Origin of the sequence: Methylomicrobium agile (genome assembly GCF_000733855.1) — a bacterium.
GTDB classification, from domain to species: Bacteria; Pseudomonadota; Gammaproteobacteria; order Methylococcales; family Methylomonadaceae; genus Methylomicrobium; species Methylomicrobium agile.
This window is the reverse complement of sequence record NZ_JPOJ01000001.1, coordinates 4,044,269-4,057,309: the sequence shown is the minus strand read 5'-3', so window position 1 is coordinate 4,057,309 and position 13,041 is coordinate 4,044,269. Positions and strand designations below refer to the sequence as shown.

Here is a 13,041-nt window from a genome sequence, read left to right as displayed (position 1 = left end):
GATGGCTTTCAATCCCGCTCATGCCAACCATTTTGTCGACTTGCTGCTGCAACGGGCCGAACGGCATCCGGAGCGGACGGCCCTGCACTGCATCGCCGATGCCGTGGACGGCGCCGGCAGTTACAGTTTTGCCGATCTGGACGGCCGGGCCCGCGCGATAGCGGCGCTTTTGCAGCAAACCGTTGCCCCCGGCGAGCGGGCCTTGATCGTGCTGCATACCGGCATCGACTATGTCAGCGCTTTTTTCGGCTGCCTGTATGCCGGAGTCATCGCGGTGCCGGCTTATCCGCCGGAATCGCAAGCGCCGCACCATCTCAAACGCGTGGCGTCGATACTCGCCGATGCGAAACCCGCGGCTATATTGACGGCCAGCCCGTTGCTGGCCGCGCTGAATCAATCGCTGGAGTCGATAGCCAGCGCCGAACGGCAATTGGTGATCACTGTCGATACGGTAGATGCCGGATTGGCGGCCGCCTGGCGCATGCCGAACATCGCCAAAGATGCGATCGCCTTTCTGCAATACACTTCCGGGTCCACCGCCCATCCCAAAGGCGTGATGGTCGGCCACGACAATCTGCTGGCCAACCAGCGCGCGATCAAACGCGCCTTTGCGATCGGTGACAGCGATGTATTCGTGAGCTGGCTGCCGCTGTTCCACGACATGGGCCTGGTCGGCAGCCTGATGCAGCCTTTATACAGCGGCATTCCGTTGGCGTTGATGTCGCCGCGCCATTTTCTGGAACGGCCGGTGCGCTGGCTGGAAGCAGTGTCGCGTTTCGGCGGCACCATCAGCGGCGGGCCGGATTTTGCATTCCGCCTGTGCAACGAACGCATCAGCGAGGCACAATTAGCCGGCCTCAACCTGGCTAGCTGGCGCCTGGCATTCTGCGGTGCCGAGCCGATTCGCTTCGATACCCTGACCACCTTTGCCGAAAAATTCGCCGTTGCCGGTTTGCCGGCCGGCGCTGTCTATCCTTGTTACGGCCTGGCCGAAGCATCGCTGCTGGTCAGCGGCGGCTTGCCCGGCGAAGGTGCGAAAGCCGTGACCTGCGCCGCCGATGCGTTGGCAGCACATCGCATGCAACTGGCCGACAGCGGCAGCGTGCTGGTCGATTGCGGGCTGGTGCAGGAAGAACATCGGCTGGTCATTGTCGATCCGCTCAGCGGTAAACCTTGCGCCGATGGTCAAATCGGCGAGATCCGTTTCAGCGGCCCCAGCGTTACTCACGGCTATTGGCAAAATCCCGAGGCCACTTCGGAAACCTTCGTCGTCGAAGACGGCAAAACCTGGCTGCGCACCGGCGATTTGGGTTTTCTCGACCGCGGCCGCTTGTTCGTGACCGGTCGCTGCAAGGACATGATTCTGATTCGCGGCCAAAATCTGTATCCGCAAGACATCGAACAGTCGTTGGAAGAACAGATCGAACTGTTGCGCAAGGGCAGAGTTGCGGCGTTCGCGGTCAACGTCGACGGTCGCGAAGGCATCGGCATTGCCGCCGAGATCGGCCGCGGCACACAAAAACTGGTGCCGGCGGAAAATCTGTTCGAAGCGATCAACGAAACCGTGGCGCTGAGCTGCCAGGAACCGGCAGCGCTGATTCTGCTGCTGAATCCGGGGGCATTGCCCAAAACCAGCAGCGGTAAACTGCAGCGTAGCGCCTGCCGCCAGGGTTGGCTGGACGGCACCTTGGATGCCTATGCGATACAGCAGGCCGGTCGTAGCGCATCGGCGGCCGTTGCCGTGGGCGACCTCGGTGAATTCGAACGGCAAATCGCCGCGATCTGGGGCGAAGCGTTGAACATTGACGCCGTGGCGCCGCAGAAAAGCTTTTTTGCGTTGGGCGGCCAATCGATTACCGTGATGCAAGTCATCGCCCGCCTGCGCGAACGGTTGGGTGTAATAATCGAACCGCGCTTGTTTTTCGAAAAACCGGGCTTACGCGAATTTGCCGCTGCTGTTCAGGCATTACTTTCCAATCAAGAACATACTGAGACGCCGATTGCCCGGATCGATCAAAGCGACGATCTATTGTTATCCTACGGCCAGGAAAGCCTGTGGTTTCTATCGCAACTAAACCCGGCGAGCACGGCCTACCACATCGCCGGCGGCGTGCGGCTGGTCGGCGACCTGGACCGCGAGGCGCTGACGCAGGCCTTTCATGCGCTGGCGCTGCGCCACGACGCGCTGCGCACGCTGTTTTACGCGGTCGACGGCCAGCCGCGGCAATGGATTCCGTCGTCGTGCGAAGTGGCCTTGGCCTTCCATGACTTGAGTGAGTTGGCGGCGCAGGCCGCGCCGGCGCAGGCCGGGCAACTGGCCGAGGCCGAGGCCCGCGTACCGTTCGATCTGGAACGCGGCCCCTTGTGGCGGGTACTGCTGGCGCGCTTGCCGGACCGGGACGGCCAATCGTGCCACGAACTGAACCTGACCCTGCACCACCTGATCGCCGACGGCTGGTCGCTGAACCGGCTGTTGGCCGAATTCGGCGAACTCTACGGCGCCCTCCAGGCCGGCCGCGAACCGCAACTGCCAGCCCTGCCGATCCGCCACGCCGACTTCGCCGCCTGGCAGCGCCACTGGCTGGCGGCCGGCGAAGCCGAGCGGCAACTCGCCTACTGGACCGACTGGCTGGGCGGCGAGCCCCCCGTCATCGAACTGCCGTACGACCGGCCGCGCCCGGCCGAACCCAGCCAGCGCGGCGGCCGCGTTCCCTTCGTGCTGCCGGAGGCGGTCAGTCAAGCCGTCTTAACCGGGGCGCACCGGCACGGCGTCACCCCGTTCCAGGTGCTGCTGGCCGCCTTCAACGTCCTGCTCTACCGCTACAGCGGCCAGACCGACCTCCGCATCGGCCTGCCGCTGGCCAACCGCCAGCGCCCGGAAACGCAAGCCCTGATCGGCTACTTCGTCAACACCGTGGTGCTGCGGACCGAAATCAGCGCGCCCACGCGCTTCGACCGCCTGCTGCAGCAGACCCAACAGACCCTGCTGCAAGCCCAGGCCCATCCCGACCTGCCGTTCGAACACCTGGTCGACGCCCTGCAGCCCGAGCGGCGGCTGGGACAAAACCCCCTGTTCCAGATCCTGATCAACCACCAGCCCACCGACGTCGGCCTGCTGCAGGCCCAGGGAACCTGGCAGATCGAAGCCCTGGACCGCGACCACGGCGCCGCCCAATTCGACTTGAGCCTGGATACCTGGCAAGACCGCCAGGGCCGCATCGGCGGTTTTTTCACCTACGCCGCCGATTTATTCGACGCCGGCACCATCGAACGGCTGGCCGGCCATTTCCAAAGCCTGCTGGCGCAACTGCTCGAACGGCCGCAGGCGCCAATTGCCAGCCACCGCTTGCTCAGCCAAGCCGAAACCGAACGATTCGCCGTCTGGAACACCTGGGAAAAGAGCTACGATGCCGGAATGCCGGTACAGGAACTGATCCGGCACAGAGCCGCAGCGCAACCGGAAGCGGTCGCGCTGATCGGCGGCGAAACCCGTTTGACGTATGCCGAACTGGAGATGCAAGCCAACCGGCTGGCGCACCGGCTGATCGGCCTGGGCGTGGAGCGGGAAAGCCGGGTGGCCTTGCTGCTGCCGCGCGGCGTGGAGACGATCGTGGCGATGCTGGCGGTGCTGAAAGCCGGCGGCGCCTACCTGCCGCTCGACCCCGAGCAACCCGAACAACGGCTGGCCGAACTGATCGCCGAGGCCGGCGTGAGCGTCATCCTCGCCGAGCGTTGCGATGCGCTTTCCGACGCGTCCAACGAGGGACTTCACTACCGTTCAGCCCATCCTACCTGGCTTCACCTCGCCAGTCTGGACTTGAGCGCCGAACCGGCCACGCCGCCCGCGGTGGCCATCCACCCCGAGCAACTGGCCTACCTGATCCTGACCTCCGGCTCCACCGGCCAGCCCAAAGGCGTGGCCGTGCCGCACGGCGCGTTGAGCCGCCACATCCAGGCCATCGGCGACCTCTACCGCTACACCCCGGCCGACCGCGCCCTGCCTATGGCCGCCTTCACCTTCGACGCGGCCATGGAACAATGGCTGGCGCCGCTGTGCCACGGCGCCGGCGTGGTGCTGGGCGACAGCCGCTGGACCGGCGACGACACCCTGGCGACGGTGCGCGCGCACCGGGTGACCGTCGTGTATCCGCCGACCAGCGCCTTGCTGCATCTGGCCGAGGCCGTCCAGGCGCGTGGCCGGCCTTTGGCGCTGCGCATCGTCTGCGTCGGCGGCGAAGCCGTCTCCGCCGCGGCGCTGGCCACCCTCCGCGCCGCGTTGCAGCCGGAACAGATCGTCAACGGCTACGGCCCGACCGAAACGGTGATTACCCCTTTAGCCTGGCTGGCCGATGACCGCGCCCTGACCGGCTACGCCCCGATTGGCGCCGCGGTGGGCGAGCGCACCCTGCATATCCTCGACGCCGACCTCAACCCGGTACCCTGGGGCGCGGCCGGCGAACTCTACATCGGCGGCCCGTGCCTGGCGCGCGGCTACTTCGGCCGGCCCGATCTCAGCGCGGAACGCTTCCTGCCCGACCCGTTCGCGGGGGATGGCGGCCGCCTGTACCGCACCGGCGACCGGGTCCGGCGCGGCCGGGACGGCATCGTCGCCTACCTCGGCCGCACCGACCAGCAGATCAAACTGCGCGGCTACCGGATCGAACCCGGTGAAATCGAAGCCGCCCTGCGCGACTTGCCCGGCGTCGAGGACGCCCACGTGCTGCTGCGCGAGGAACAGGGACGCCGCTACCTGGCGGCTTATCTGGCCGGCGGCACGGCCGCTCCGGATGACGCGCCCCGCCACGCGCCGCCGCCCCGGCCCCCACCGACGCCCAACTCAAAACCGCCCTGGCCGCGCGCCTGCCCGACTACCTGATCCCGGCCCACTACGTTTGGCTGACGCAACTGCCGCGCACCGCGCACGGCAAAATCGACCGCCGCGCCCTGCCGGCGCCCGCAGGCCCGCCCAGCACCGCGCCGCAAACCCCCACCACCCCGGCCGAAGCGGTGTTGGCGTCCCTCTGGCAAGACCTGCTCGGCCGGGCGCCGATCGGCATCCACGACAACTTCTTCGAACTGGGCGGCGACTCCATCCTCTCCATCCAACTGGTCAGCCGCGCCCGCGCCCAAGGCCTGCGCTTCACCCCCAAAGACCTGTTCCAGCAGCAAACCATCGCCGGCCTGGCCCAAGTCGCACAGAGCTTGGAAGAAGACGCTCAAGCCCCGGCCGCTCAAGCGCCGGCGCTCGGCCGCGCGCCGCTGCTGCCGATCCAACACGCCTTCTTCGAACAAACACCGGTCCCGCCCGCGCACTGGAACCAGTCGCTCTTGCTCAAAGCCGCCTGCCGCTCGACCGCGCCGCGCTCGCCCAAGCGCTGCAGAACCTGGTCGAACACCACGACAGCCTGCGCCTGCGTTACATTCAAAACCAAGGTGCCTGGCGCCAACGCTATGCCGAGATTCAACAGACGGAACCCCTATTGGAACAACACAGCGCTCAAGACGCCGCCGCCGTCACCGCCATCGCCCAACAGGCGCAGCGCGGCCTGAACCTCGAACACGGCCCGCTGTTCCAGGCCGTATTGATCGACGTCGCCGACGGCAGCCAGCGCCTGCTGCTGGTCGCCCACCACCTGATCGTCGACGCGGTGTCCTGGCGTATTCTGCTGGAAGACCTGCACCGCCTGTACACGCAAATCCGCCACGGCCAAGCCCCGCAACTGCCCGCCCGAACCGCCAGCTACCAAGCCTGGGGCCAGGCCCTGCAAACCTATGCGCACAGCCAACGGCTGCACAGCCAGCAGGCCTACTGGCAGGCGCAAGTCTCGGCGGCCCGCGCCCCCTGGCCCTGCGATGAGCCGCACGGCCGCGCCGAAAGCCGCGACCGCGCCAGCCGGACGCTGACCCTGAGCGCCGAGCGCACCCGTCAGCTCCTGCACGAGGCCCACCGGGCCTACCGCACCCGCCTGCCGGACCTGCTGCTGGCGGCGCTGGCGCAGACCCTGGGCGAGTGGACCCGGCAAACCGACCTCGCCATTGCTCTGGAAGGCCACGGCCGCGAAGCCGACGCCCTCGCATCCGGCCAAACCCAGGCCCCGCTCGACCTGAGCCGCACGGTCGGCTGGTTTACCAGCCTGTACCCGGTTCTGCTCAGCCCGCAAGCCCAGCCGGCCGCCACCCTCAAAACCATCAAGGAACAACTGCGGCAGGTGCCCGACCAGGGCCTGGGCTACGGCGTATTACGCTACCTGACGCCGCACCCGCCGCTTGAGGACGGCACCCCCCAGGTCTTGTTCAACTACCTCGGCCAACTCGACAGCAGCTTCCACGACGATGCCCTGTTGCAACCGGCCGAGGAAGCCGGCGGCGACGAGCGCGACCCGCGCTCCCCCTTGGCCTATGAACTGGAAATCAACGGCGAAATCTACCGGGGCCGGCTGCGCCTCGACTGGAGCTACAGCCGCGAACGCTACCGGGCGCGGACGATCGACACCCTGCTCGACCGCTACCGGCAGCATCTGGAGCAGCTGCTCGACCACTGCCTCACCGCCGAACCCGGCCTGACCCCGAGCGACGTGCCGCTGGCCGGCCTAAGCCAGGCCCAGCTCGATGCCTTGCCGGTCGAACACCGCCGCATCGATGACCTTTATCCGCTCTCGCCCATGCAGCAGGGGATTTTGTTTCATGCGCTGCAGCACGGCGCGCAGGACCCTTATTTTTACCAACGCGTGTTTGCACTGAACGGTAAGTTGGATGTGGTGCGTTTTCATGCGGCCTGGCAAACGGCGGTCGATCGCCATCCGGCCTTGCGCTCGCTGTATTTGTTCGAAGACGTCCAGCCGGCGCTGCAAGTCGTGTGCAAAACCCGAAGCGCCGATCTGCGCCAGGCCGATTGGCGCGCGCTCGATTCCCAGCAGCATTGGCGGCAGTTGGATGCATGGCTGGCCGACGAACGTCGGCGCGGCTTCGATTTCGCCGGCCGGCGCGGCTTCGATTTGTCGTTACTGCGTGTTGCCGATGCGGCCTGGTGGTTGGTTTGGAGCCACCACCACATCGCCTTGGACGGCTGGAGCATGGGGCTGGTGCTGCGCGACGTGATGCGCGCTTACCACGGCGAAGCGCCGATTCGCCAGCCGAACTATGCCGATTACCTGCGCTGGCTGGCGTCTCGCGATCGCGACGCCGCGCTGGCATTCTGGCGGGAAGTGTTGCAAGGCCTCAACGGCAACGCGCCGTTGCCGTTGGCAGCTGGTCAAGCGCCGGCCGGCGAACGCGGCAGTTACCAGGAAATCGAAACCAGCCTGTCGCCGGAAGAAAGCGGGCAATTGCAAGCCGCCGCGCGCCGCCACGGCGTGACGGTCAGCACCTTGCTGCAAGCTGCATTTGCGCTGTTGCTGGGCCGGCATGGCGGCGGCGAGGCATTGTTCGGAGTCACCGTGTCCGGGCGTTCAGCCAACGTCGACGGCATCGACGAAATGGCCGGCCTGTTCATCAATACCTTGCCGTTGCGGGTTGGATTGCCCGGCGCCCGGGATGTGGGCAGTTGGCTGCAAGCGATTCAACGCCAGGCCGCGGCGATGCACGATTACGAATTCACCTCGCTGGCGGAGATTCAACACGCGGCCGGTTGCGAAGGGCAAAATCTGTTCGACGCGATTTTGGTGTTCGAGAACTATCCGTTGGACGAGGTGTTGAAAGACCGGCGCGACGGCCTGCAAGTCGGCTTGCTGAACGACGAATCGCCCGGCGGCGTGCTGCGGCATGAGCGCGGCCGCAACAATTATCCGTTGAGCCTGATTGCCGGACTCGATAGCCGACTGCACTTGACCTTGTCCGGCGAACGCCGGCGCTTTCTGCCGGGTGCGTTAGAGTTGCTGGCGAAGCGTTACCGTTATCTGTTGCGGCAATTGGCCACGGCGGAGGCAGTCAAAGTCGCCGATCTGCAATTGCAGCCCTTACCGGCCCTGGCCGATGCCGAAACCGCTTTGTTGTCTGGCGGGGAAGCTTCGTGCGGCGAATTCAGCTATTCGGATGTTCTTGCGGCCTGGCAAAGCCAAGTCGCCGCGCAGCCTGACGCGATTGCGGTGCGCGACAACCGCGCCAGCCTGAGTTACGCCGAATTGGACCGCGCCGCCGAACGTCTGGCCGCGGTGCTGCAAGGCATGGGCGTCAAGGCGGAAACGGCGGTCGGCGTGCTGTTCGAACGATCGATTCAGTTACCGCTCGGCCTGCTGGCGGCGTTAAAGGCCGGGGGCGTGTATTTGCCGCTCGATCCGGCCCTGCCGGACAGCCGCTTGCGCGAGTTGCTGCGCGACAGCGGAGCGGCGGTGCTGTTGGCCGGCGAAGCCGATGCCGCGCGTTTCGCCGATTGCGGCGTGACCGTGTTGAATCCGGATGCCGTCCGCCAAGGCTACGAGGCGGCCGAATTCGTTGCGGTGCCGATTCATCCCGAGCAAGCCGCCTACCGCATTTATACCTCCGGTTCCACCGGCCGGCCCAAAGGCGTGACGGTCAGCCACGCCGCATTGAACCAATATTTACAAGGCGTGCTGCCGCGTCTGGCCTTGACGCGGACTGCCACCCTGGCGATGGTTTCGACCCCGGCCGCCGACCTCGGTCATACCGTGTTGTTCGGAGCGCTCTACAGCGGCCGGACCCTGGTGTTGATCGATGGCGAAAGCGCGGCCGATCCCGACCGTTTCGCCGCGGCGATGCGCGAACACCAGGTCGACGTACTGAAAATCGTGCCCAGCCATTTGCGCGGCTTGCTGCAAGCGGCCGAGCCGGCGGCTGTATTGCCGAACCGAGTGCTGATTCTGGGGGGCGAGGCCTGCGACGCCGAATTGCTGGCCAGCGTGCGGCGCTTGAAGCCGGGTTGCCGCATCGTCAACCATTACGGCCCGACCGAAACCACGGTCGGCGTGCTGACCCACGAAGCCACGGCCGATGCCAGTCCGACAGTGCCGGTCGGTATGCCGTTGGCGGGCGTTTACGCCTATCTGCTCGACGCCGACCTGAATCCGGTGCCCGGCGACGTGCCCGGCGAATTGTATATCGGCGGCGGCAGCCTGGCGCGCGCTTATCACGGCAAGGCTGGCGCCACGGCCGAACAGTTTCTGCCCGATCCGTTCCGTTCCGGCGCCCGCATGTACCGTACCGGCGACCGCGCCGTGTTGCGCGGCGGCCGTCTGGTCTGGCTGGGCCGCGCGGACGACCAGGTCAAGATACGCGGCTACCGGGTCGAACCCGGCGAAGTCGCTAAGGTGTTGCGCGGCTTGCCGGGCGTCGCCGACGCGGCGGTCATTTGCGAACCCAACGAACAGGACGGCCGCCTGCAACTGTTGGCCTATGCGGTCGCCGAGCGCACAGCGGCTTTGGATGCCGCGACGCTCGGCGAACAATTGGCCGGCTTGTTGCCCGATTACATGCTGCCCGCGCATCTGATGCTGCTGGAGGCGATTCCGCTGACCGCCAACGGCAAAGCGGACCGCAAAGCACTGCCCAGGCCGCAAGCCAAGGCCCGTGCCAGCGTGGCGCCGCGCAACGACAGCGAAGCCAAGCTGGCGGCGATCTGGCAAACCGTGTTGAAACGGGAGCCGATCGGCGTTACCGACAATTTCTTCGAGCTGGGCGGCGATTCGATTCTGAGCCTGCAAATCATTGCCCGCGCCCGCAAACAGGGCATCAAGCTGACGCCGAAACTGTTGTTCGAAAAGCCGACCATCGCCGAACTGGCAGCGGCTACGGCCGTGCCGGCAGGCGAAATCAAGCCGGCCGCGATTCCGCGTCTCGCGCTTGACGGCCCGCGTCCCTTGTCCTACGGCCAGGAACGGCTGTGGTTCCTGGCGCAGTTGCAGCCGGAGAGCACCGCTTACCACATCAGCGGCGGCCTGCGCATCCGAGGCCGGCTCGACGAGAACGCGGTACGGCAGGCCTTTGAACGTCTGACTGAGCGCCATGCGATGTTGCGAACACGGTTCGTCGTTGTGGACGGCAAGCCGATGCAAGTGGCCGAAGCGAATGTCCCGCTACCGTTACGGGTTTCGGCGGACGCCGACGCGATCATCGACAGTGCGTTCGAGAACCATACGCCGTTCGATTTCGCCGCCGGGCCGTTATGGCGGGCGGCACTGATCAGGCAAGGCGAAGACCGCCACGAATTATGGCTGACCATGCACCATATCCTGGCCGACGGCTGGTCGGTCGGCCGTTTGCTGGAGGAATTCGCCGAACTGTACGCCGCCGCGGTCGACGGCCGTGAGGCGCGTTTGCCGGCGCTGGCGATCGAATACGCCGATTATGCCGTCTGGCAGCGGCAATGGCTGGCGGCCGGTGAGGGCGAACGGCAGGCGCGCTACTGGCAAAACCGGCTCGGCGGCGAGCAGCCGGTGCTGGAATTACCGTTCGACCGCGCCCGGCCGGAACGCATGTCGGGAGCCGGCGCCTCGCATGCGTTCGTGTTGCCGGCCGCAATTGGCCAGCGCCTGAAGCAGTTGGCCGCGGCCAGCGAAACCACGCCGTTCACCGTGTTGTTCGCGGCGTTCGCGGCCTTGCTCTACCGCTACAGCGGTCAGCCGGACATTCGTATCGGCGTGCCGGTCGCCAACCGCCAGCGCCTGGAAACCGAGCCGCTGGTCGGCTTTTTCGTCAATACGCTGGTGGTCAAGGCCGAGTGCCGCGGCGACCTGAGCTTCAAGCAGTGGATGGCGCAGGCCAGGCAAACCGTGCTGGTGGCGCAGGAGCATCCGGATCTGCCGTTCGAACATCTGGTCGAGTTGCTGCAGCCGGAGCGGGCGTTGAACCGTAATCCGTTGTTCCAAGTATTGTTCAACCACCAAAAACGCGACTTCAGTGCATTGAAAACCTTGCCGGGTCTCAGCATCGAACGCATCGACACCGAGCCGGCCGCCGCGCAATTCGATTTGAGCCTGGCGACCGAGGAAGGCGCCGACGGTGTGTTCAGCGGCACTTTCGTCTATGCCGCCGAGCTGTTCCGGTTCGAGACGATTGCCCGCCTGAGCGAACATTTCCAACGCCTGCTGGCCGGCTGTCTGGCCGATCCCGGACTGCCGCTGGCCGCGGTGGACTTACTGAGCGAAGCGGAACACGCGCGCCAAGTTGCCTGGAACGCGACTTCGACCGTGTATCCGGCCGGTTTCGTACATACGCTGATCAGCCACACGGCTGCAGCGCAGCCCGAGGCACCAGCCTTGCTGTGCGGCGAGGCGGTGCTGAGCTATGCCGAACTGGAACATCGGTCCAACCGGCTGGCCTGGTATCTGATCGAGACCGGTGTCGGCCCGGACGTGCCGGTCGGGATCGCGATGGAACGCTCGTGCGAACTGGTGGTGGGCCTGTTGGCCATCATCAAGGCCGGCGGCGCCTATGTGCCGCTGGACCCGGACTATCCGGCCGGCCGGCTGGCCTACATGATTGAAGACTCCGGCATCGGCCTGCTGTTGAGCCATGGCGCCGTGCTCGACAAGTTCACCGCCCTTGCGCCCTGCGCGGTCTGCAACCTGGACACGCTGGACCTGTCCGGCTTGCCGGCGCGCGCGCCCGAAGTCGCCCTGCATCCGGCCCATCCGGCCTACCTCATCTATACCTCCGGCTCGACCGGCCGCCCCAAAGGGGCCAGCAATACCCACGAAGCCTTGGCCAACCGCCTGCACTGGATGCAGCAGGCCTACGCAATCGGCCCGGCCGACACCGTGCTGCAGAAAACCCCGTTCAGCTTCGACGTGTCGGTCTGGGAATTCTTCTGGCCGTTAATGACCGGCGCCCGGCTGGCGATCGCCCCACCGGGTGCCCACCGCGACCCCGTGGCCCTGGCCGAGACGCTGCAGCGCCAGCAAGTCAGCACCGTGCACTTCGTGCCCTCCATGCTGGCCGAATTCGTCAACCAGCCCGCGCTGCCGGCCTTCCCGGCCCTGCAGCGGATCGTCTGCAGCGGCGAAGCCTTGCCGGCCGACCTGCAACAGCGCGTGTTCGACCGCCTGCCCGGCGTCGAGCTCGATAACCTGTACGGCCCGACCGAAGCAGCCATCGACGTGACCCACTGGACCTGCCGGCCCGACGACAGCCCGAGCGTGCCGATCGGCGAGCCGATCGCCAACATCCAGATTCATATCCTGGATAAGGACCTGAACCCGCAACCGGCAGGTGTGGCCGGTGAACTGTACATTGGCGGCATCGGCCTGGCGCGCGGCTACCACCGCCGGCCCGGCCTGACCGCCGAGCGCTTCCTGCCCGACCCGTTCGGCCGGGGCGGCCGGCTGTACCGCACTGGCGACTTGGCCCGGCGCCGGGCCGACGGCGTCATCGACTACCTGGGCCGGATCGACCACCAGATCAAACTGCGCGGCCTGCGCATCGAACTGGGCGAAATCGAAACCGCGCTGCTGAGCCAGCCCGGCATTCGGGAAGCCGCCGTGCTGCTGAAAGACGCCGCCGGCGGCCCGCGCCTGGTCGCCTACCTGGCCGCGAGCGAAGCCGCCGCCGGCGACGCCGACCTGCAGCAGGCGCTGCGCCGGCAGTTGCCCGACTACATGGTGCCGTCGGCGTTGATCCGGCTGGACGGCCTGCCGAAGACCGCCAACGGCAAACTGGACCGTAAAGCCCTGCCGGAACCGAGCTGGCAGGGCCGGGCCTTCCGCGCGCCGCAAAGCGTCATCGAAATCGGACTGGCCGCCCTTTGGCAGGAGTTGCTCGGGGTCGGGCCGGTCGGGCTGGACGACAATTTCTTCGAACTCGGCGGGCATTCGTTGCTGGCGACCCGCATGGTGGCGCGCATCAGGGAGTCAATGAAAGTCGACCTAAGCCTGGCCTGCGTGTTCGAAACCAAGAGCCTTGCCGAATTGGCGGCATTGGCAAGCCAAGCCGGCGGCGCCGAAATCGACGACGCCGTGCTGGCGGAAATGGGAGACTGGCTGGATGAATTGGAGATGTTGTGAAGGTAGGTCGGGTTAGCGAAGCGTAACCCGACTCGCCGGCTTTTGAACAACCCGTCGCGGCACCACTGCGAAATCAAAAAATACAAGA

At 66.3% G+C, this 13,041-nt stretch carries 2 protein-coding genes and 1 pseudogene; all 3 read left to right on the top strand.

Annotation, left to right across the window (positions count from 1 at the left end; all coding sequences use genetic code 11):
- Position 1 precedes the first annotated feature (1 nt).
- The 3 genes and pseudogenes from CC94_RS22570 to CC94_RS21815 all read left to right on the top strand — a co-directional run bounded on the left by CC94_RS22570 (position 2) and on the right by CC94_RS21815 (position 12,953).
- A complete protein-coding gene (locus CC94_RS22570) occupies positions 2–4,876 on the top strand; it encodes a non-ribosomal peptide synthetase (protein WP_051911544.1) in 4,875 nt (1,624 codons plus the stop codon).
- 131 nt (positions 4,877–5,007) lie between these two features.
- Positions 5,008–5,178, top strand: a pseudogene (locus CC94_RS24875) (phosphopantetheine-binding protein); the annotation flags it as partial.
- A 134-nt stretch (positions 5,179–5,312) separates the two neighbouring features.
- Positions 5,313–12,953 (top strand): non-ribosomal peptide synthetase, encoded by a 7,641-nt coding sequence (locus CC94_RS21815; RefSeq protein ID WP_245619813.1) that lies wholly within the window; start codon positions 5,313–5,315, stop codon positions 12,951–12,953.
- Positions 12,954–13,041 lie beyond the last annotated feature (88 nt).